The sequence below is a fragment of the Pseudomonas salomonii genome (assembly GCF_900107155.1).
Lineage (GTDB): Bacteria > Pseudomonadota > Gammaproteobacteria > Pseudomonadales > Pseudomonadaceae > Aquipseudomonas > Aquipseudomonas salomonii.
Window position 1 is genome coordinate 61,387 of sequence record NZ_FNOX01000011.1, and the last position, 21,873, is coordinate 83,259.

Annotated in this window: 18 protein-coding genes and 2 pseudogenes; 8 read left to right on the forward strand and 12 right to left on the reverse strand. The window is 53.4% G+C overall.

Translation table 11 applies throughout. The features are described 5' to 3' along the window. Positions 1 to 283 precede the first annotated feature (283 nt). Positions 284 to 931, forward strand: coding sequence for a hypothetical protein (locus BLV67_RS23650; protein WP_065931981.1), 648 nt, complete (start codon positions 284 to 286; stop codon positions 929 to 931). A gap of 68 nt (positions 932 to 999) precedes the next feature. Here BLV67_RS23650 and BLV67_RS23655 read toward each other — a convergent pair whose 3' ends face one another. The 3 genes and pseudogenes from BLV67_RS23655 to BLV67_RS23665 all read right to left on the reverse strand — a co-directional run. Further along, complete coding sequence (locus BLV67_RS23655) at positions 1,000 to 2,541, reverse strand: SulP family inorganic anion transporter (protein ID WP_069785811.1); 1,542 nt, start codon at positions 2,539 to 2,541, stop codon at positions 1,000 to 1,002. Between the two features lie 85 nt (positions 2,542 to 2,626). Beyond that, on the reverse strand, positions 2,627 to 3,358 hold the full coding sequence (locus BLV67_RS23660) for a carbonic anhydrase (protein ID WP_065931983.1): 732 nt from the start codon (positions 3,356 to 3,358) through the stop codon (positions 2,627 to 2,629). A gap of 226 nt (positions 3,359 to 3,584) precedes the next feature. Beyond that, positions 3,585 to 4,421 (reverse strand): annotated as a pseudogene (locus tag BLV67_RS23665) (PA0069 family radical SAM protein); the annotation flags it as partial. Between the two features lie 37 nt (positions 4,422 to 4,458). Between BLV67_RS23665 and BLV67_RS23670 the strand changes: the two are divergent. From BLV67_RS23670 to BLV67_RS23680, 3 genes are all read left to right on the forward strand, one after another. Continuing rightward, entirely contained in the window at positions 4,459 to 6,078 is a 1,620-nt protein-coding gene (locus BLV67_RS23670; protein WP_074854534.1) for a recombinase family protein, read from the forward strand. Positions 6,079 to 6,426: 348 nt separating this feature from the next. Next, positions 6,427 to 7,023 (forward strand): hypothetical protein, encoded by a 597-nt coding sequence (locus tag BLV67_RS23675; RefSeq protein WP_069785809.1) that lies wholly within the window; start codon positions 6,427 to 6,429, stop codon positions 7,021 to 7,023. Next, positions 7,020 to 9,206 carry a relaxase/mobilization nuclease domain-containing protein gene (locus tag BLV67_RS23680; protein WP_069785808.1) on the forward strand — a complete coding sequence of 729 codons (2,187 nt, stop codon included), beginning with the start codon at positions 7,020 to 7,022 and terminating at the stop codon, positions 9,204 to 9,206. Before BLV67_RS23675 ends, BLV67_RS23680 begins: the two co-directional genes overlap by 4 nt. Before the next feature lie 1,295 nt (positions 9,207 to 10,501). On the opposite strand, the gene BLV67_RS23685 is transcribed toward BLV67_RS23680, so the two are convergent. The 5 genes and pseudogenes from BLV67_RS23685 to BLV67_RS23705 all read right to left on the reverse strand — a co-directional run bounded on the left by BLV67_RS23685 (position 10,502) and on the right by BLV67_RS23705 (position 15,331). Continuing rightward, complete coding sequence (locus BLV67_RS23685) at positions 10,502 to 10,945, reverse strand: hypothetical protein (protein ID WP_069785807.1); 444 nt, start codon at positions 10,943 to 10,945, stop codon at positions 10,502 to 10,504. A gap of 226 nt (positions 10,946 to 11,171) precedes the next feature. Continuing rightward, positions 11,172 to 11,399: pseudogene (locus tag BLV67_RS23690) on the reverse strand (PA0069 family radical SAM protein); the annotation flags it as partial. An 81-nt stretch (positions 11,400 to 11,480) separates the two neighbouring features. Further along, positions 11,481 to 12,779 carry a cytochrome c gene (locus BLV67_RS23695; protein WP_069785805.1) on the reverse strand — a complete coding sequence of 433 codons (1,299 nt, stop codon included), beginning with the start codon at positions 12,777 to 12,779 and terminating at the stop codon, positions 11,481 to 11,483. 12 nt (positions 12,780 to 12,791) lie between these two features. Next, positions 12,792 to 14,576 carry a GMC family oxidoreductase gene (locus BLV67_RS23700; protein ID WP_069785804.1) on the reverse strand — a complete coding sequence of 595 codons (1,785 nt, stop codon included), beginning with the start codon at positions 14,574 to 14,576 and terminating at the stop codon, positions 12,792 to 12,794. Positions 14,577 to 14,578: 2 nt separating this feature from the next. Continuing rightward, positions 14,579 to 15,331, reverse strand: coding sequence for a gluconate 2-dehydrogenase subunit 3 family protein (locus BLV67_RS23705; RefSeq protein ID WP_017137910.1), 753 nt, complete (start codon positions 15,329 to 15,331; stop codon positions 14,579 to 14,581). Between the two features lie 274 nt (positions 15,332 to 15,605). Here BLV67_RS23705 and BLV67_RS23710 point away from each other — a divergent pair, with 274 nt between their 5' ends. After that, on the forward strand, positions 15,606 to 16,292 hold the full coding sequence (locus tag BLV67_RS23710; RefSeq protein WP_069785803.1) for a dual specificity protein phosphatase family protein: 687 nt from the start codon (positions 15,606 to 15,608) through the stop codon (positions 16,290 to 16,292). 7 nt (positions 16,293 to 16,299) lie between these two features. On the opposite strand, the gene BLV67_RS23715 is transcribed toward BLV67_RS23710, so the two are convergent. Then, entirely contained in the window at positions 16,300 to 16,575 is a 276-nt protein-coding gene (locus BLV67_RS23715) for a YheV family putative zinc ribbon protein (RefSeq protein ID WP_017137912.1), read from the reverse strand. Beyond that, the gene (gene prlC, locus BLV67_RS23720) at positions 16,572 to 18,623 is read right to left on the reverse strand and encodes an oligopeptidase A (RefSeq protein ID WP_069785802.1); all 2,052 of its coding nucleotides are present in this window, start codon (positions 18,621 to 18,623) and stop codon (positions 16,572 to 16,574) included. The genes BLV67_RS23715 and prlC overlap by 4 nt, the downstream gene beginning before the upstream one ends. 101 nt (positions 18,624 to 18,724) lie before the next feature. Between prlC and BLV67_RS23725 the strand changes: the two genes are divergently transcribed. After that, positions 18,725 to 19,267 (forward strand): gamma carbonic anhydrase family protein, encoded by a 543-nt coding sequence (locus BLV67_RS23725; protein WP_056860985.1) that lies wholly within the window; start codon positions 18,725 to 18,727, stop codon positions 19,265 to 19,267. Then, positions 19,264 to 19,923, forward strand: coding sequence for an HAD family hydrolase (locus BLV67_RS23730; protein WP_068934081.1), 660 nt, complete (start codon positions 19,264 to 19,266; stop codon positions 19,921 to 19,923). Before BLV67_RS23725 ends, BLV67_RS23730 begins: the two co-directional genes overlap by 4 nt. 85 nt (positions 19,924 to 20,008) lie before the next feature. Here BLV67_RS23730 and BLV67_RS23735 read toward each other — a convergent pair whose 3' ends face one another. Beyond that, a complete protein-coding gene (locus tag BLV67_RS23735) occupies positions 20,009 to 21,052 on the reverse strand; it encodes an aminopeptidase (protein ID WP_069785801.1) in 1,044 nt (347 codons plus the stop codon). Positions 21,053 to 21,195: 143 nt separating this feature from the next. Here BLV67_RS23735 and BLV67_RS23740 point away from each other — a divergent pair, with 143 nt between their 5' ends. Next, a complete protein-coding gene (locus BLV67_RS23740) occupies positions 21,196 to 21,618 on the forward strand; it encodes a PA0061/PA0062 family lipoprotein (protein ID WP_065931991.1) in 423 nt (140 codons plus the stop codon). On the opposite strand, the gene BLV67_RS23745 is transcribed toward BLV67_RS23740, so the two are convergent. Beyond that, positions 21,619 to 21,858, reverse strand: a complete 240-nt coding sequence (locus BLV67_RS23745; protein ID WP_056860983.1) for a DUF1161 domain-containing protein — start codon at positions 21,856 to 21,858, stop codon at positions 21,619 to 21,621. Between the last annotated feature and the right edge of the window lie 15 nt (positions 21,859 to 21,873).

The window sequence follows — 21,873 nt, forward strand, 5'->3', positions numbered from 1 at the left end:
AAGCCTTGCCTGCGTCATGCAGTTGGGCGTCATCAGCTAATTGCGTACAAATCCGAGTATAGACAGCCGGGGCAACCCCGCAATGTGTAGGGGCAAATGAGCAGAAACAGACGGGCGGCCCCAATAAAACCGGGGGCGCAAACGTTTATCCGACGAACGATGGCATTTCGATATAACGCACACGCATAACCATGAAATAATTATGACAAATGCATCTTAGGCGCTCGTATAAACGAGCTACCTTATCCTCTCCTTTTCCTACGCCTGTTTCACTGGAGCCTTCATGAACACCGCCGCATTGCGCGAGCAGATTTCCCGTGCCCATCAACACGAAGCCACTACGGGCCAGCTTGCCCTGCAACTGGAAAAACAATTGCCGCACCTGCATTCGGCCATCTCCCTGGCTGACGGTGATAGCAACATTGTCATGTCCCGCTTTGTCACTGCCTACATCGAACTGGTTCCAGACTTGCTGGAAGCGGCCAACGATGTGGCCCGCGAAGCCGGTATCGAAAGCCAGATCAAACCGGTGCTGAAAATCGCCGAGCATTTCTTCCTGCAGCCGCCTGCAATCCTGGCCGGCCATGAAGGCCTGGACGGCCTGCTGGATGAGGCCTACCTGGCTCACCGCTTGGTTGAAGAGGTCAACGACCTGTATATCAAGCATTTCGGCCAGCCGTTGATTCCGGCAGATACCACCGTCGCCAACTTGATTGCCCATCAACTGATCGGTGAGCAATTCGCCAATCAGCTGGATGAAGCCGTGCATTTGGCGGTGGATGAGATGCTCAACGAAGAGAGCTTTGCGCTGGAGTCGGTTGAGGCGTATCGCGAAACACTCAAGAGCCCGAACACGGAAGCGGCGTGGAAGCGCTGGCCGTGCCTGTCGCGGCAACTGGGCGTTGAGTTGTCGCTGGATCAGCCAGCCTGATTTTCCGAGTGAACATAGAACCACTGTGGGAGCCGGGCAAGCCCGGCTCCCACAATTTTTTGTGGAGTTCAGACAGGCGCCGAACCTATCCCCACCGTCGTCCGCACCCGGCCTTCGAGCCTGCGCTTCAACCCCCGCGCCTCGATCACCAGCGTCGAGCCCTTGGCCGCATTGGCCCGGCCCCATTCCTCCAGCAACTCCAGACACGAATGGTCGATGTAGCTCAGGTTGCTCAACGGCACATGCAAGGTGGTCCCCGCAGGCACCGTCGACAGCACCTGAGTCAGCGCCGGCACTTTCAGGAAGGTCGCCGCACCGGTCAATCGCAGCTCCATCTCACCGTCCTGGGGCAAATCGATCAGGCTGACTTTCAATCGCGAAGCTTTAAACGCGAGCTTCAGCAATGTGAGCCCGAAGCCCACCAATACGCCGGTCAACAGGTCGGTAAAGATGATCGCCAGTGCCGTGGCGGCGTAGGTAAACATCGGCATCCGCCCATAACGGCCCAGCGCGCGAAACGCTTTGACGTCCACCAGCTTGATCCCGGTGTACACCAGCACGCCCGCCAAACTTGCTACCGGAATGCTTTGCAGCACACTCGACAGCAGCAACACAAAGCCCAGTAGCCACACACCGTGGAACATCGCCGACAGCCGCGTAGTGGCGCCGGCCTGCACGTTGGCCGAGCTTCGCACGATCACGCCGGTCATCGGCAAGGCGCCAACCAAACCACAGAGCATGTTGCCCACACCTTGGGCAGACAGTTCCTTGTCGAAATCAGAACGCGGGCCGCTGTGCATCCGGTCGACCGCTGCCGCAGACAGCAGGGTTTCGGCGCTGGCAATAAACGCCACGGCGAAGGCGGCGATCAGCAGTTGCGGATCGGCCAGGTTCAGCAGGTCGCTGGGGCGTAGCCAGTCGATGGCGTCGGCGAGATTTTCCGGCACCTCTACGCGCTTGACCTGCAACGCCAGCACCAGACTGGTTACCGTCGCCAGGCCCACGCCCAGCAAGGCACCCGGTACGAAACGCAGTGTTTGCGGACGGAATTTATCCCAGCAGTACATCACCAGCATGGTCGACAGGCCCAGCAAGCCCGCCTGCCAACCAAGACCGCCGCCCAGCGTCGGGATCGCTTCGGCCACGGCCGCCGGGAAGCCTGCCAGGTTATCCAGCCCCGAAGGTTTGGGCGCGCCGTCGAGCATCACATGCACCTGCGACAGCACAATCAATACGCCGATGCCTGCCAGCATGCCGTACACCACCGCCGGCGCCGTGACCCGGAACCAGCAGCCCAGGCGCAAGCGCCCGGCCACCAGTTGCAGGAAACCCGCCAGCAACAGAATCGGCCCCAGCATCATCATCCCGTGTTGCCGCACCAGCTCGAACACCAACACCGCCAGCCCCGCCGCCGGGCCACTGACCTGCAGTGGCGAGCCCGCCAGCCAGCCCACCACCAGGCCACCGATAATCCCGGTGATCAGCCCCTTGGCCGGCGGCATGCCGGACGCGATCGCAATACCCATGCACAAGGGCAGGGCGACCAGAAACACAACCACCGAGGCCAGCAGCTCCCGTGGCAATACAGCTTTCAATTGAGCAGCACGCATGATGGCTCTCCCGAGGGATTCGCCGGGCGCGGCAAAGCCTGGCTGCATCCATGGCAGCCACCGCTTGACCCGGCAGGGAAGTGTTTTAGAAGCGCGCTCTAGGCGTCGCGCAAGGAATCGGCTCGGTGCCGTTCAGCGGTCTGAATGCCGCCTGGTCTGCATCGTAAGCGCGGATTTCGCTGGTCTCGATGTTGTAGATCCAACCATGGATAAACAGATGACCATTGGCCATGCGCGAAGCCACGGAAGGGTGGGTACGCAGATGCTGCAACTGGGCGATGACGTTTTCTTCGGTCAGCACCTTCATGCTCTCGCCTTCATTGGCGCAATCGCAGTTGTCTTCGACCATGGACTTGGCGACTTCGGCGTGACGCAACCACGCGCGTACCGTCGGCATTTTTTCCAGGCTGTCAGGGTTGAGTACCGCGCGCATGGCGCCGCAATCGGAGTGCCCGCACACGATGATGTGCTGTACGCCCAGGGCGAGTACCGCGTACTCGATGGCGGTGGAAACCCCGCCGTTCATCTGACCGTAGGGCGGCACCACGTTGCCGACGTTACGCGTCACGAACAAATCGCCGGGGGAGCTTTGGGTGATCAGCTCCGGCACGATGCGCGAGTCGGCACAGGTAATAAACATCGCCCGTGGGCTCTGGGCCGTGGCGAGTTTCTTGAAGAGTTCTTCCTGCTGCGGGAAGACGTCGTGATGGAAATGCAAAAAGCCGTCAACGATGTGCTTTAACGCTGCATCGGCAGACTCCGCCACCTGAGGGGCTGAAGCCGACGCAGCCAACGGCTGTTTATCCTTGTCACTCATGATTCATCCTCTTGATTAATGCAGGGGAGTGTTCAGGTCAGTTCGACGTCTGGCCATCGGAAAAGTTGAAAAACTAAACAACCCAAGGCGTCGACTCATCAGTCACTCGCTGAACAAGGTAACCGCCGAAACTTAACTCAAACTGAATGAACCGCTCTAGAACGCGGGTTTCAGTGATGTCAAAACGCGACTATTCCTACAGAATGACGCCATCGTTCTCTTCAGTTTACAACAATGCCATCTGCCTGCCCGGCGGGCAAAACGCCGTGCAATCCAGATTAAACCCTTCCCGTCGATTGAGCCCCAGCCGCTTGATCGCCTTGTTGAAACGCTGTGCCAGCAAATCGGCAAACGGCCCCTCACCACGCATGCGCACGCCGAAACGGCTGTCATACACCTCGCCGCCGCGCACCTGACGCACCAGGCTCATCACATGGGCCGCGCGTTGCGGGTAATGCGCCGCCAGCCATTCCTCGAACAGCGGCGCCACTTCCAGCGGCAGCCGCAGCATCATGTAGGCGGCGCTCTGCGCACCGGCAGCGTGGGCTTCGGTCAGCAGGCTTTCCAGCTCGCTGTCGTTAATCATCGGAATCATCGGCGAGCACAGTACACCCACCGGGATACCTGCCTCGCGCATCACCCGAATCGCCCGTAAACGCGCCTTGGGCGCCGCCGTGCGCGGCTCCAGGATGCGCTTGAGCTCGTCGTCCAGGCTGGTGAGGCTGATCATCACCGCCACCAGCCGCTGGCGCGCCAATTCGGTGAGCAGGTCGAGGTCGCGCAAGATCAGCGAGCCCTTGGTGATGATGGTCACCGGGTGCCGATAGCGCAGCAGCACTTCGAGGGTTTGCCGGGTGATTGTGTAGTCGCGCTCGATAGGCTGGTACGGGTCGGTATTGGAGCCCAGGTTGATCGGCGCACACACATAACCTGGCTTGGACAGCTGTTGCTCCAGCACGTCGGCGGCGTTGGTCTTGGCAATCAGTTTGGTTTCGAAATCCAGCCCTGGCGACAGGTCCCAATAGGCGTGGCTGGGCCGCGCATAGCAGTAGATGCAGACATGCTACGCTATACGTTCCATCGGTTGGGTTGATTAAAAAATGACCAAAAAATGTTATCCATACGTTCGCTTTTCATCGACCCGCCAAGAAGATGGCAGCACTAGAAACCGTCAAAACGAGCTTATAGACGCTTTTGTGTCCAAGCATGGGCTAGAAGTGGATCGACACCTTGAAGACGCCGGTACGTCCGCATATCACGGCAAAAACGCCGGTTCAGAAGGTGTATTGGGTAAATTCTTGAAAGAAGTGCGGATGGGCGAAATCGACAAAGGTTCGTATCTATTGATCGAAAACTTCGACCGGCTTTCGCGTGACAAAATTGTCCGCACTAATAAAATTTTTACCGATCTCATCTTTTCGGGCATCAAGATTGTAATTCTTGATAAAAATAAAATTTATGAAGAAGAAAACCTTGATTTCGCTGATTGGGTCAATGCCCTTTTAGAGTTTGAACGGGCTAACGCAGAGAGTAAGCGGAAAAGCGATTTTTCAAGCAAGGCTTGGCGAATCAATCGCGGAAGAATGCGTGAAGGTGAAATCGTCACTAAAAAAGTACCAACATGGTTAAAGGTTGAAAATAACGCCTTTGTCATTGACCATGAAAAAGTCGAAAGGATTAACACACTTTTCAAGCTTTCGCTTTCAAAAGGTCTTCAAGAAGCAACGCGAGAATATAATGACCTTTATAGTGAAAAGCTCGCTATCCACCAAACCCAATACCTATTATCTAACCGTAAGCTGATTGGCGAGCATTCCCCGCAAAAGATTCACTATGATGAATCCGGCCAGTTAAAAAGAAAAGATGAAGGCGATTCAATTCCAAATTATTACCCAGCCGTTGTAGATGAACAATTATTTTATCAGGTTCAAGAACTCATCAAATCGAGAAGACCTTTTGCCGGTAGATATTCTAATCAACGTTATAACGTCTTTCGCGACCTGATTTATTGCAAGTGGTGTGGTGGCACCATTCGATATATGAACAAGGGAGAAAGGGACTATTTCATCTGCACAAACTCAATGACCGGAAAATGTGACTTGAATAGCCACTTTGGTCAACAATCTATTCGCGGCAAAAAATTATTTGGTATGTTCTTTGCTTTTACAGATGGCTTGAATGTTTCCGCTTTGCTTGAAGAAAATACAAACGCAAAAGAAATTAAAACGGAAGTATTGAAGCTGGAAGCTAAAAGAAATCAGATTGCCAACAGACTACAAGATTTCAAAGTCGAAGTTAAAACAATGATTTTGGACGGTAAAACTATACCCTCCACATATAATGAGGTTATTGCAGAATTAGAGAGCAATCGCAACCATATAGACAGTGAAATCGACACAAGAACGAAAGAGCTTGACCAGATTTACATATCCGAAAAATCTTTTATGGGCTTAAAAGATATTGATGTGAGCGGCATTATTTATGATCGCACAAATGAAGCGGTAGAGAAGCGAGTGCAATACAACAACGAACTAAAGAAAATCATCAAACACATTCGCATAGATTTCCTGAATACCGCGATTGAAATAGAATTCGCAAACAAACTTTGCCGTCTAGTTAATAGTGATGGTGACGTTATTGATTATGTAATCGACCATGTGCCCGAAGACTTCACGACCATATACAACTATGACAAGGATTACATAAATCCAGACGCCTAGATTTTTACCAGATTGTTTTTAAAATACTACTGCATGGTTGACACTTTCACTGCTTTGTAAGTTGCTGCTAACTTCCAGATTATGGCCGCCAATCGGTGGCCTTTCTTTTGTGCTATACAATTTCAATTTCAAATTTTCGTTGAAATTTCCACCTACTTGAAAACATTATAATGTATGTTACTTTATATATAGGCTACTTATCTAGGCAAGCAATGTTCTTGGTTCCCAAATAAGCAACAAAATGGTTCCCATTTTATTCCTTATTCGGTTCCCAAGAACGCTTGATATTTCGCACTTCGTTTGAAATATATAGGAGCGAACAACAAACAAACCACATCAGGAACCATTATGAAAAAAGATAAAGATACAGATATAAACAAAACCAAAAGAGGTGAGATTACGAAAGAAATTCTAGGTAAGAATTTCAATGGCAAGTCAAAAAACAAACTAGATGAAAATGAGTTGAAAGAGTTTAAAAAAATCTACTCACAACTATCCGAATCAAAAAGAGGTGAAAGTTTCCATCTTCGCTTTTCGGGTGATAGTGCAAAGTTTATGAAAGAACTATTTCCAAAAAATTTTAAAGCCAACAAGAGCAGCCTCGTTACAAAAATAATTAAAAGACGAGTTACATCATGCATTGAATATACAGACCCTAAGCTAATTGAAGCAGCTAAGATTATCGACGAAGTTTGTGGTGCTGGTAAACTTTTCAACACGCTGAACGGCATTTCATCAGCATTAGATAAATTAGACAGTAATGGGGTTGCGATATTTAATAACGGAAAAGAAGTTGATTTCAATAACATATTAGACGCATTGAACAAAAAAATAACACAAGCAGAAATCCTGATGGACAGAGTTAACAGCTTGCTTGATGGTGTAAATATTCAAAGTAGAATTATCTACAACAAAGAAAAGGACAACAACAATGGTGATATATGATAATCAAAAAACCAGAAGGAGATTTATCGGCCAATCTATCTAATAAGAATGAAATAGTATTCAATATTGATTATTTCTTGAAAAAAGCTTTTCACAAAAACGAACCAGATACATGCAGCTTGCCTTTTGTGAAAAATTTCAATGATAACCATTCATACAGCAATTTTATTGCTGATTACTTTATGGATGATTTAAACAAAGGGCAAAAATTCGCTGCATTATGCGATATTGTTTCATTTTCACCTGATGACTTTGATGTTGACAATCTAACACTAGAAGATAAACAGAAGGCGTTCAAAGTAGTAAAGTCATATGTTAGGCAGGTCTATGGTTCAAGGACATTCGTAGCAGATTATCACATTGATAATGGTAAGCTTCATTACCATATCGTCGTTAAAAACAAAGATAAACTTGGGAATTGCTACACAACAAAAGCTTTCAATGACTTTGACAAGAAAGAAAGAATTGCAGCAAAGCTAGAAAAACAATTTAACCTTGAAGTTGTTGAAAATAGAAAATGTGTATTGGAAGAGCAGCAACGTCTTAATGACTTCCAATATTCTCCTACGGCTCACTTACAACGCTTTAAAAAACACAACCCAGAAGCTTATGCTGATAAAGTTGACCAACTTACAGCGATGAATGATTTTATCAGGTCAACCGCTAAAAAATCAAAATCACCAAAAGAGCTTTTCCAAATATTACAGGACAATAATATTGGTGTCAGCATAAATAATGACAATGCGGCAAATCTTGCTTTTTCATTTGTTGATGGCAACGAAAATTCAATAAAAGCATCACAGGTTAATCTTTCAATGAAGTCTTTAAAGACTAAATTCAAAGAGTTTAATGATGAGCAGCTTAAAGATATAGTAAGGCAGGCGGCAGAATTCAAACCTGAAAGAATCACCCACAGCCTAGCATGGGTTGGCGAACGAATTGACTTTGAACCAAGAATTAAAACCAAAAAAGACACAATGCAATGGAGATTAAAGAAATACGAAGCACAAGAGCATTCAAATATTATTCGTTACTATTCAGTATCTAAAAAGGGTTATGAATACGATAAGTTTTCATACGACAAAGAAAAACATTCTGTTTCTGTTTATGAAGTAACTCCATCAACGGTGCGTGATGCCTTAATTGTGCTAATCAATAATTCACCTTGCGAGGCAATCAAAACAGAATCCACCAACAAGAATTTTTGTATTGAAAGCATTAAGCAATCAGTTGAATTAGGTTTGTTTGATAAAGAAGGCTTTCAATATCAAATGCCCAACGTAAAGGACTTTTCAGCAGAAGATATTAAACAGTTGAATGATTACCTACGTGAAAAAGGCAAGACAGAAATTGAAATCAAGGAAGTTGATGGTGCCTTGCTAGCTATCGCCAAGGTGGAAAAACCAGTCATAGAAGCCGTTCACGAAGCCGCAGAAGCACCAGAAACAGCTATCCCGTCCAAAGACACACCAGCAGCACCAACACCGCTAGAAATGGCTGATATTGGGCCACAGATACAAGACATTGACGAACCTACAACGTCAAAGCCAGTTGAACAGGTGGTGTGGCAAAATGGTGATAATGAGTTCGAAAATCAAGAACAAGAAAATCAACATGACGATTTAATTGATTACCTTAATGAAGATTTTAATAATGAACAATTAACATCATCGGAACCACAAACCATTGATGCATCTAGCTATGCTGATTTGATTGATGATTTAATATCCGATTATAAAGAAAGCTGGTTTATATCAGGCATTATTGACAGCGTAATTGAGGCGTTAGATGGAAGTATTGAAGGAGAACCCAACGATATACATGCATTGATTTTGGACCAAATCCAAAATAATGAAGTTGATAATGAGCTTAAAATAGTTGTGCTTGAAAGATTAGAAAATGCTTTGATATGCGATATTGAGCACGAAGTTAATTCATTGAAAAAAATGCATTTGCCGGGAAATTCAAGCCATAGCATTGATGAGCATAGAGTGTTTGACAAAAAATGTATTCCAAGGCTATTAAACGAGGAACAAAAAAGTCAATATATGCATAGGCAGAACATATACCAACTTAAAGACAGGTTGGAAGAAATCAATCCAGATGTAGCAAGCGACATGAATTATGCCATTAAACAGCGATTTCAACATGGTTCAGAGTACAAATACACACATAACAAATAAAGCCCATCAGGGCTTTATTTGACTTTAAGCAATGAAGTGATACGATAATAAAAGGTGAAGCCCTAATGTGATTAGCATTAAGGCTTCGGCGTTGATACTGTAAACGGCAGTTTCAACTTGTAATTAAAGTTATAACATATAATTATAATCATTCAAGTCCCTTCTGCCGTAAATATTCCATAACTATAAGAAAGTCAGTATTAACACCTGTAAGCAATGTTGGAAATTCAGGTGATTGTTCCGTTGCGTAGCCAAAGAGAAATAGAATGGGGATACTGGAAATTTCTCAACCCGCCAGCCATATAGAGATATATGTTGAACAGGGTTCCAGTGTGGTGCTAATACAACCATTAAGTGTTCAAAGTCTAAACTGAGTATTACTGATTTAGACCCTGAAAATTCAGGCGAGCGGAACTTGTTTTTAACTCTTAAACAAGGAAGACCAGCTATGCCTGAAAGAGCTTAGCTGGTAAGGCTTTAAAAGCGAAAACCCCTTAGGGTTTTCAAGACACGCACACGTACACACGTACTCCCATACACTCGCATGACCTAACACCTACACCGCCATATGCTGCGACTTCACCCCTAAAACAATTTAAACCGGTCAAATTCAAGCGAATTTTTTTATCTTGATAGTAATACATCAAGTCCGTCCTACCGGCTTTGAAAATGCCATATAAGAATGTTGGGAGCAATCGAACAAATCAAAAAACGAAGTTAGCCCAGCGATTTACTACCGTGTGTGTGACACTTTGAAAAGCATCTGGCAGCTTCGCTTTTAGAAAAAACAATGGGCTTTTTATCTGTTTTTGTGAATTGTGTTTTTTTTCAAATCGAGTGGCAGGGTTTGAAAATTTTCATTTTGTGAGGTGACCCATCCCCGACGCTTTGAGTTGAAAAAAAACTGGGAGCGATTTTTGAAAATTTCTGATGATTTTTTTTGAGGAGTTAGTTGCAAAATTCAATTAAGGAAAACTCAAATAGGGTTTGCCTCTAAATGCAAACAAGGTCGGACCATAAATATATTTTCACTTTGCTATTGACAGCTTGTTTTTGCCGTATTTAAGCCATAAATTGAAGGTTTTAGAAAGTTGAAAACTCAATAATTTGCTGTAAATTTATAAAAAGTTTTGAGTTTTTTTTATGAAAATAGCACTTTAATGTTATACGGCGAGAATGAGGTTATGGGTCTAAAAATACCTATTTTGGATTTAGCACAAATTTAACCTTTAAAACAGCTTGTGATTTTAAAGCGAAGCGACCACCAGAATAGGCGAGCCGCTGCACGCCTTGATTTAGTATCGGTTGCAAATAGTCTGCGTGCCGATTTGGTTGCAATAAGTGGTTTTATTCTGTTCCTGCTGATTTCGCAGGTTTTGCCAAGCTTGTGCTTCCTGTGCAGCCTGCTGATTTTGAGCGTCAATCTGATTTTTAGTCTGCACAATGTTCATCGACAACATATTACAGTCGCCTTGCGATGGATTGACCGAATTGCCTATCTGTTGTGCTCGGCTCATAAAGTAATTCTGGTCAAATTGCCAAGTATTCAAATTGGCCATTGAGAATTGCTGACCGCGTGCCCCAACGTCCGGCGACATATAACCGCTGTTGACACATTTCATGATACTAATCAATTGGGTAGCGAATGCGGTGTATTGACCGTCCGAAAGCGGCGGTTTCTGCGTGACGCAGCCACTCAGCAGTGAACCAGCAGCCAGCACAAGAAGAAATTTTTTCATTCGCCATCCTTAGAAATTGTTGAGTGGTGGCTCACCAGTGGCACCATTCGTGGATTCTACCCAACCCTACGGATGCAGTGCCATACACAGCGTATACGGCGATTTGCTGCACGGGTACAAGTCCCAGCACTCAAAACCACCTCGATCAGAAAAACATGCCATTTTCCGGGCGTCTAGCAATCGGGAAACCCGCTTTTAACGTGGAACCTATTACTGAACACGTCCAGCCATGCTCGCAGCCGCGATAGGGGTTGATGGAGCGGTCGAACGGCAAATCCGGCGAGTTGTTGCGGGTGATGATGCTCTTGGCCGTTTCGATACGCACTTCGGTGCCCTGGGTCGGCGGCACTTCCTGGAACCAGCCGTCGTCTTCGGCCACGCTGACGGTCGGCGCAAAGCGGTTGTGCAGGTTAGTGGCCGTGCCCCGGCCACGGGGCGGCAACGCAGTAGTCATGAAAACGCCTCGATACTGTTTTTATATACAGTATCGAGGCGCGAGGTTTCTGACCAGTGCCGTTTGGCGGCCAGGGCAGGATCAGTGCTTTTGCGTGACCTGCCCCAAGTCGTCACCCGACGTGCTGCGCATATCGCTCTTGCGCAGGTCGGCCACGTCACTGGCTTTGACCGGTGCGCCTTGATTGCCCCAGCTGCCACGGACGAAACTGACCACATCCGCGACTTCCTGGTCCGACAGACGCCATGCGAACGCCGGCATGGTGAAGGTCGACGGCGCTGTGTGGGTGGCCGGCAAGGTGCCGCCGTTCAACACGATGTTGATCAACGAGGTGGCGTCCGCCGTCTGCAACACCGGGTTACCTGCAAGCGCCGGGAACACCCGCGTGTAGCCATGGCCGTCGGTACGGTGGCACGCCGCGCAGTTGTCGATATACACCGACGCGCCCGGCTTGCTGTCGTCACCTTTCCACAGCGCCTCGGCCACCTGCTTGTCGTATTGATGCGGCTGGTCCTTCGGGTCCACCGCCGGCAGGCTCTTGAGGTATCGCGCAATCGCGGTGAGGTCGTCCTGAGACATGTACTGCATGCTGTGCACCACCACATCACTCATGCCGCCGAACACTGCACTGCGGTCACTGCGGCCGGTCTTGAGGAACTGCACCAACTGCTCCTCGCTCCAGCTGCCGAGGCCGTCCTTGTGGTCGCCGCGCAGGCTTTTTGCGATCCAGCCTTCCAGCGGCGCACTGCCGGACAGGAACGCGTTGCCGTCAGTCGCGCTGAGGGCTTTTTCCTGCATGGTCAGGGCACGCGGGGTGTGGCAGGCGCCGCAATGGCCGAGGCCTTCAACCAGATAGGCACCGCGAGCGACCACCGGGTCGGCTGCGGCTTGCACCTGATGCTCCTCGACCGCCGGCGCGAACATCCAGCGCCAGGCCGCCAACGGCCAACGCATGCTCAAGGGCCAGGGAATATCGCTGTCCTTGTTCTCCTGGGCGACGGGCTCCACGCCCTTCATGAAGTATGCATACAACGCCTGCATGTCGCTGTCGCTGACACGCGCGTAGGACGGGTACGGCATCGCCGGGTAAAGCGTACTACCGTTCTTGGCGACGCCATGGCGCACGGCCTTGTCGAAGTCTTCGAAGCTGTAGTCGCCCAGCCCGGTTTTGTCCGGGGTGATGTTGGTGGAATAGATCACGCCGATCGGGGTTTCCATCGGCAGCCCACCGGCGAAGGGTTTGCCACCCTTGGCGGTGTGGCAGGCCACGCAGTCACCGGCGCGGGCCAGGTATTCGCCCTGCTTGATCAAATCGTTTTCAGCCGCGCTCACCGAGCAACTGCTGAACAGGGCAAAACTCGCGATAACAAGTGCTTTCATGGTCATCGCTCCTTATGCCTGAACCAGTGGGCCGGGGTTTTTAAGGTATTGCTCGCGGATCGCCCGCGCCGACCAGTAGGCCAGCGCTGCCACCAGGCCGGTAGGGTTATAGCCCAGGCCTTGTGGGAAAGCGGATGCGCCTGGGACAAACACGTTGTGTACATCCCAGCTTTGCAGGTAACGGTTCAGCGCGCTGGTTTTCGGGTCGGTGCCCATGATCGCGCCACCATTGAGGTGGGTGGTCTGGTAGGACGCAGTGTTGAACTGCTCACCGACTTTTTTGCCCAGCACAGCAATGGCCTTGGGGTTCATCGCCGCGGCGACCTTGCCCATTTTCTCCATCATGAAGCGGTTCATCTTGATGTCGTTTTCCTGCCAGTCGAACGTCATCCGCAGCAGCGGCAGGCCGTAGGAGTCGCGGTAAACCGGGTCCAGATCCAGGTAGTTGCTCCGGTAGGATTGATGCGCGCCATGGGAGTCCATCGACACTTGGTGGGTGTAGTAATCGGCGGTGGCGCGCTTCCAGGCGCTGCCCCACGCCGGCGTGCCCGGCGGGTTGGACGTACCGGCAATCGGCCGGCTGCCGGCCTGGTTGACCCACATCGGCGAGCCGCCCACGAAGCCGTGCGGGCCGTGGTCGAAGTTGTCCGCGTTGAAGTCATCGATGGCCACGCCATTGCCACCCGCACCGATGAAGTTGTTGGTGTGGGTGTCCTTGTCGAAAAAGGCCTTGATGGTGCCCATGTTCTGGTAGGCAAAGTTGCGGCCCACCACGCCCTCATTGGTAATAGGGTCGTAAGGTTTGCCGATGCCCGAGAGCAACATGAGGCGCACGTTGTTGAACTGGAAGGAGGCGATGATCACCAGGTCCGCAGGCTGCTCGCATTCGCGGCCCTGAGCGTCGATATAGGTCACGCCGGTGGCCTTGCTCTTGGTGCTGTCGAGGTTGACCTTGAGCACGTGGGAATTGGCCCGCAGCTCAAAGTTCGACACCTGACGCAGCGCCGGCAGGATGTTTACGTTCGGAGAAGCCTTGGAGTACATGTAGCACACGTAACCACTGCAGAAACCGCAGAAGTTGCACGGCCCCATCTGCGCGCCGTAAGGGTTGGTGTAGGGCCCCGAAGTATTGGCGGACGGCAGGTTGTAGGGTTTGTAGCCGACGTCGGTAGCCGCTTTCTGAAACAACTGCGCAGACACGGTGTTTTTCTGCGATTCCAGCGGGAACGGGTTGGAGCGGTCCGGCGCATAGGGGTTGCCGCCACGACCTTCGCCGACCAGTTGGCCTTTGACGGTCCAGGCCTGGCCGGAGGTGCCGAAGACTTTCTCGGCGTAGTCGAAAAACGGCTCCAGCTCTTCATAGCTCACGCCGAAGTCCTGGATGGTCATGTCTTTGGGGATGAAATTTTTGCCGTAGCGCTCTTCATAGTGGCTGCGCATGCGCAACTCGATCGGGTCGACGCGAAAATGCACGCCTGACCAGTGCAAACCCGCACCGCCCACGCCATTACCCGGCAAGAACGCACCCAACTGACGGTTGGGCAGGGCGACGTCATTCACGCTGTGGCGAATGGTCACCGTCTCCTTGGAGATGTCCTGAAAGAGTTTTTTACGCACGCTGTAGGTCAGTTCGTCGATGACCTGGGGATAGTTGCCGTCCGGGTAGGTGTCCTGCATCGGGCCGCGCTCCAGCGCTACCACGTTGAGGCCAGCTTCCGTCAGCTCCTTGGCCATGATCGCGCCGGTCCAGCCGAAACCGACGATCACCGCGTCCACTTTCTTCATGATGGTCGCCACGTTTATGCCCTCTCGCCGCGAATGGAAACAGCCGGGAAGGGGTATTGCTCGTTGCGTTCAACCCAGTCCATGAAATCGGCGCGGGCGCCGGGGAAGCCGATCATGGTCCAACCGACCATGCCTTTGTTGCCACCGTGGATCGGGTCGCAGAAGAAGCCTTCCTTGGTGTTTTGCAGCAACAGGTTGAAGAACATCTTGGCCGGTACGGCCTCGAAATGCGCGGTCATCTCGCCGCCGCCCGCCTCCATACGGCGCAGCATGTCATCCTGGGTAGCGCTGTCTTGCGCAGCAAAAGCTTTACCGTTGAACGCCTTCGACCACGCATCCGTGGCGGCAATGCCCAGGCGATAGATGTCTTTGGGCACCAATTTGCTCTGCCAGCCCATCTCTGGCGCCGCATCGGCGTTGAACGGGCCTTGCATGAACCACAGCGCGCCAGCGGCATACGGCGTGTTCATCTGGCGGTCGATGTATTCCGGCGCGCCGGCTTCCAGTGCGCCTGGGCCTTGGGCATCTGCGGGAATCAGGCGGGCGACGGCAGCGTTGATAAACGCCCACTCTTCGGCCGTGAAGTAACTCGGCTCGTAGGCTTTGTCGCTGGCGGGCGTTTTGGCGGGCGCGGCCTGCACCGGCTCCGGTGTGGCCATCAGCATCGAGCCGCCAAGGCCGGTGCTGGCAACCGTGACCACCGGGATCAAGGTCAAGGATTTGCGTAAAAAGTCACGCCGCGGGTTGTCCTGATCTTGATCAGACATAGGTGCACCTCATCATGTGGTCACGGGTTTATCCGCCGCTTCTGGGAGCAGCGTGATGGTTTGCCAGAGCATTGGATCCAAAGGGATAGCACACACTGGCAATCAATAGTTACAAATGATAGCAGCCTAAGCATTAAGAGAAATCGATTCAGCGCGAAAAACAGCGGATCAGATGGGCGGATTCACGATTCTTTGACAGCCGCCTCACACAGCATTGACCCCTCGCAGGCGACTCTGTGACCCATCAGCCCTATCCCATTCGGTCTCAATGCGCATGTTCACGATTCGATTACTGCCCGCCCTTGGCCTGGCGTTCATGGCACTGTTCACCACACTGCAGGCCCAGGCCGACGAGGCTGCGTCGATCCGCTCGCCTGAGTGGGCACAGCCTGTGGGCGACCAATTCAACCTGCACCAGATGACGCCCACACTGTATCGCAGCGCGTTGCCGGACAGCACTGCGCTGCCTGTGCTGCAAAATCTGAAGATCGGCACGGTGATCAACTTCCTGCCGGAATCTGATGCGCCGTGGCTGAAGACGTCTGATATCAAACAGGTGCAGCTGACGTATCGCACCAACCATGTCGACGATGCTGACGTGCTGGCTGCGCTCAGGGCCATCCAGGAAGCCGAAACCCAGGGCCCGGTGCTGATGCACTGCAAGCACGGCTCCGATCGCACCGGCCTGATGGCGGCGATGTATCGGGTGGTGATTCAGGGGTGGAGCAAAGAGGATGCGCTGAACGAAATGACGCTGGGCGGCTTTGGTTCAAGTAACGGCTTTAAAGACGGTGTTCGCTACATGATGAAGGCGGATATCGACAAGTTGCGTACCGCGTTGGCCAATGGCGACTGCAGCACCAGTGAGTTTGCGTTGTGCTCGATGAAAAGCTGGATCAACACGGCCGGTAGCGGCCGTGTCGACCCCAAGAAAGACACCGAATTAGTACTCACACCTTAAGCAGGTATCAGTCCTTTTTCAGCTTGGGATTAGGGAAAAACTGCACCGCCTGCACCTTCGGGTCCGCGGGCGCCTTCAACGCCGACGTATTGACCCGCGTGCCCAATTCCTTGGGCACCGAATTGCCTTGTTCATTCAGCGTGTCCGAATAGCCGCAGGCCACACATTCGCGGTGCGGCACATCGTCTTCGGTCCACATTTTCAACTTGTCCAACTCTTCGCACGCCGGGCAGACCGCCCCGGCGATAAATTGCTTTTTGGTCACCACAGGCCCATCACTCATGCTGCTGCGTCCTCACTCAGGCCGCTGTGGCGCAAGAGTGCGTCAATCGACGGCGCACGTCCGCGGAAGTCGACGAACAGCACCATCGGCGCCTGGGAGCCACCGCGCGCCAGGATCGCTTCACGGAATGCCCGACCGGTTTCGGCATTGAGCACGCCGTCTTCTTCAAACTTGGAGAAAGCGTCGGCAGACAGCACTTCGGCCCACTTGTAGCTGTAGTAACCCGCCGCGTAACCGCCGGCGAAGATGTGCGCAAAGCTGTTGGGGAAGCGATTGTAGGCTGGCGGACGCATCACCGAGACCTCATCGCGCACGCCTTCAAGCACCTGCGCTACCGTGCGGCCATCGCCGTGGGTGGCGTGCAGTTCGAAGTCGAACAGCGAGAATTCCAGCTGACGCACCATCATCAGGCCGGACTGGAAGTTCTTCGCCGCGAGCATTTTTTCCAGCAGGTCCTGAGGCAGCGGCTCGCCGCTTTCATAGTGGCCGGAGATCAGCGCCAGGCCTTCGGGCTCCCAGCACCAGTTCTCCATGAATTGGCTCGGCAGTTCCACCGCATCCCAGGCCACGCCGTTGATGCCGGACACGCCCGCGTGTTCAACGCGGGTCAGCAGGTGGTGCAGGCCGTGGCCGAATTCGTGGAACAGCGTGGTCACTTCATCGTGGGTCAGCAGGGCAGGCTTGCCGCTGTCGGCCGGGGTGAAGTTGCACACCAGGTTCGCCACCGGGCTTTGCAGCACGCCGTCGACAGTGCGGCGGCGATCGCGCGCGCCGTCCATCCACGCGCCGCCCCGCTTGTTGGCGCGGGCGTACAGGTCGAAGAAGAAGCGGCCGACGTGCTGGCCGTTCTCCTTGATTTCAAACAGGCGAACATCCGGGTGCCAGGTGTCGAAGCCTTTTTGCTCGGCGATTTCGATGCCGTACAGGTGCTGCACGATGGCAAACAGGCCGCCCAGCACTTTGTCGATCGGGAAGTAAGCGCGCAGGGCTTCCTGGGACACGCTGTAACGTTGCTCGCGGAGTTTTTCGCCGTAGAAACCGCTGTCCCAGCTTTGCAGGTCGGCGCAGCCTTGTTCAGCGGCGTAAGCCTTGAGCTGTTCCAGGTCCTGGGCGGCAAACGGCTTGCTGCGCTTGGCCAGGTCGCGCAGGAAGCTCAGCACCTGGTCGCTGGACTCGGCCATTTTGGTGGCCAGGCTCAGCTCGGAGAACGACGCGTAACCCAACAGTTTGGCCAGCTCCTGACGCAGGTCGAGGATCTGTTCCATCACCGGGCCGTTATCGTTCTTACCGGCATTCGGGCCTTGGTCCGACGCACGGGTGCAGTAGGCCGCATAGACTTCTTCACGCAGGGCGCGGTCCTGGGCGTAGGTCATTACCGCGTAGTAGCTAGGGAATTCGAGGGTGATCAACCAGCCATCAAGGCCTTTGGCCTGGGCGGCGGCGGCCATTTGCGCCTTGGCCGAATCAGTCAGGCCGACGAGGGTGGCTTCGTCGGTGACGTGCTTGGTCCACGCCTGGGTGGCGTCCAGCAGTTGGTTGGAGAATTTGCTGCCCAATTCCGACAGCTTGCTCTGCACTTGGGCGTAGCGTTTTTGCTGCTCAGGCGGCAAATCGATACCCGACAGGCGGAAGTCGCGCAGCGAATGTTCCAGAATGGTTTTTTGCGCCACATCGAAACCGGCGGCTTCCGGGCTGTTGGCCAGGGCTTCGAAGGCCTGGAACAGTTCGCGGTTCTGGCCCATCTCGGTGGAATAGGCGCTCAAGGCCGGCAGGCAAGCCTCGTAGGCTTCGCGCAGTTCAGCGCTGTTGCACACGGCGTTGAGGTGGCTGACCGGGCTCCAGGCGGCGCCCAGGCGGTCATTCAGTTCGTCCATGGCCAGTACCAGACCGGCCCACGTAGGGTTTTTGCCCTGGCTTTGCAGGATGCCTTCGATGGCAACGCGGTTGTCAGCGAGGATTTGTTCGATGGCCGGCTGCACGTGCTCGGCACGGATCGCCGAGAACGGCGGCAGGTCGTAGGACTGCAAAAGTGGGTTGTTCGCGCTCACGGTGGGTACCTTGGCTGAAGAAACTGATAAGACAAAGATGGGGCCATCTTAATTACAATCAACACCCACCGCAGCTATCAACCTATAAGAGAGAGGCTATCGTGACCCTTCGCACCTATCAGAACCACACGCCAACCCTGGGCGCCGGGGCTTTTGTCGATATTTCGGCGGTGGTGATCGGCGACGTCGAAATCGGCACCGACAGCTCGGTTTGGCCATTGACCGTGATTCGCGGCGACATGCACCGCATCCGCATCGGTGCGCGCACCAGCGTGCAGGACGGCTGTGTGCTGCACATCACCCACGCCGGGCCGTTCAACCCGGACGGCTTTCCACTGCTTATTGGCGATGATGTGACCATCGCCCACAAAGTCATGCTGCACGGCTGCACGGTCGGCAATCGCATCCTGATCGGCATGGGCAGCATCGTGATGGACGGCGCGGTGGTGGAAGATGACGTGATCATCGGCGCCGGCAGCCTGGTGCCGCCCGGCAAGAAACTGGAGAGCGGTTTTTTGTACGTGGGCAGCCCGGTTAAACAAATCCGCCCACTGACTGACAAAGAGCGTGCCTTCTTCACCTACAGCGCCGCGAACTACGTGAAGCTCAAAGATTTGCACCTGGCGGAAGGATTCGACCGATGAGCCTGAACTACTCCACCGTGCTGTTCGACCTGGACGGCACCCTGACCGACCCGCGCGAGGGCATCACCCGCTCGATCCAGTACGCCCTTGGCAAACTCGGCATCGACGAGCCGGACCTGACCAAGCTGGAACACTTTATCGGCCCGCCGTTGCTGCAAGCCTTCATGCAGTTCTATGGCTTCGATGAGGCCAGAGCCTGGGAAGCGGTGAATTTCTATCGCGAGCGCTTCAAGGTCACCGGCCTATATGAAAACCGCGTATTCGACGGCGTGATGCCGTTGCTTGAGGAGCTGAATGGCCAAGGCCGCCAGCTGTATGTGGCCACGTCCAAGCCGTGGGTGTTTGCCCGTGAGATCGCCCGGCATTTTGATTTTGCCAAGCACTTCAAGGTGATCTACGGCAGCGAACTGGATGGCACGCGTACCCACAAGGTTGAGCTGATTGCGCACCTGATGAGCGAAGAAGGTTTGGACCCGGCGACCACCTTGATGATTGGTGATCGCAAACATGACTTGATCGGCGCGCGCAGCAATGGGCTGGATTCGGCAGCAGTGGGGTATGGGTTTGGCAGTTTTGAGGAGTTGAATGCCGAGGCGCCGACTTGGCATTTTGAGACGCTTGAGCAGATGCATCAGGCGTTTTTGCAGCGCCCTTGAGGCCGCTATCGCAGGCAAGCCAGCTCCCACATTTGACCGTGTTCACAATTCAAACTGTGGGAGCTGGCTTGCCTGCGATGAGGCCCTAACGGCCACCACCTTCCAACTGCCGCAACGCCGCCTTACGCTGCTCCACCGGCAACCCACCCAGCTTCTCCACCGCCGCAAAGAACTTCACCCAATCCCCGCCTTGCTGCGCAAACAACGCCGCAAACGCCGGCACCCACTGGTCATACAGCCCGAACGGCAACAACCGCGCATTGTTCATCGGCTGGTTGATCCACACGTCATACCGCTTGTCACCGCCCCATTGGCTGTCGCGCATGTGCCGGTATTCACTGCGCAAACGCTCGAACTCTGCCGCCTTGGCCTGGCGCATCACATCCACCGCCAAGGGCTGTGCGTACAACGCCTCCAGGCGTTTGCGGGTATCGAGCACCAGCCGGATGAATTGGTCGCGCTGCTGCAACGCCGCATTGCTCAGCGGCGCCAGGCCCCGCGCCGCACGCCACTGACGGGTGCCTTCCTGCTCGACGAAGTTGGCGTAGGACTCGTTGAACTCAGTGTCGTCCTTTACATAAAAACGCTGGTGCGCCAGCTCGTGGAAAATCAGCGTGGCCAGGCGCTCGTCACCCCAACTCATCATCGAACTCATGATCGGGTCGTTGAACCAGCCCAGGGTGGAATAGGCTTCGACGCCGCCAATCGACACATCCATGCCTTGTTGCTGCAATAACGCCGCTTCGCCGCGTGCTGCGCCCTGGCTGTAATAGCCGCGATAGGCCACACACCCAGCGATGGGGAAGCAGTGGGTCTCAGGCGACAGGGAAAACTCCTGCGTGGCGAACACATTCCAGACCACGTAAGGCCGGCCAATGTCGGCGTACAGGCGGTAACTCTGGTTGTCAGGCAGGTGCAGGTGCTCACTGGCAAAGGTGCGGGCCTTTTGCGATTGCATCAAGTGGTCGCGCAATGCCTGTGGACGAGCAGGGTCGGCGATGACCTCGGCAACCGGCTCCCGAGCCCGCAGCAACTGCCATTGGCCGCTGGCCAACTGGCTGTAATAACTCACACTGGAACAGCCGCTGAGCAGCAGTACCATCAACCCTGGAAGAAAACGCCTGACCATGCACCGACCGCCCCTGGGTTATTTGCCCGCCAGACTATCCTGCCTGCACGGAATTTTTCCATGCCGTGGCGTGTTTATACTGATACAGCGTCTGTTGCCACAGGCTGCCAGGTTCAATTCTTACCCACCGTTGAGTGCCCGCCATGCGCCAGCTCTTGCTACCCGTCACCGTCTTATTGCTCAGCGCCTGCGCTTCGACCCCCATCCCGCCGGTCGACCCGCACCAGGCCTGGATCGATTTCGCCACGCCGACACCCGGCGCCAAGCTGGTGATGGCCCAGCGCCTGGACGGCAAGAACCTCAACGACGGGCGTTTCTTTCAGGTGCCACCGGGCAGCCATGAGCTGATGGTGCGCTTTGATTTCGAGGTGAACACCGGGACAGGCTTTGGCGGCCTGGACCAGACCCATGACCGAACCTGCTTCATGACCCTGCAATACGACAACTTCCAGGCAGGCCAGCGCTATGTGCTGGAGGGGCGCTCGCTGGCCTTTACGCCCAATATTCGGCTGTACAACACGGCGCGTCAGCTGTTGGCTGAGGAGCGCAGTGTTAACTGCATCTGATCAGTCGCTGTTCTTCTGATAGATGATGCGCTTGGTGCCGTTTTCGCAGGAGCCGACGATCATGGCGCTGTCATGATTCTTGGCTTCTTCGGCGGTAATGATTTCCAGGGTGTAAGACGGAATCGCCTTGGCCTGGATGTTTACCTCAATTTCTTTCCTGAGCTCTTCACAATCTTTTGGCGCGGCCACAGCCGAAGTGGCCAATACACCGCAAATGATCGCCAAGGCAAAACGTTTCATGTGTGAAGCTCCGTG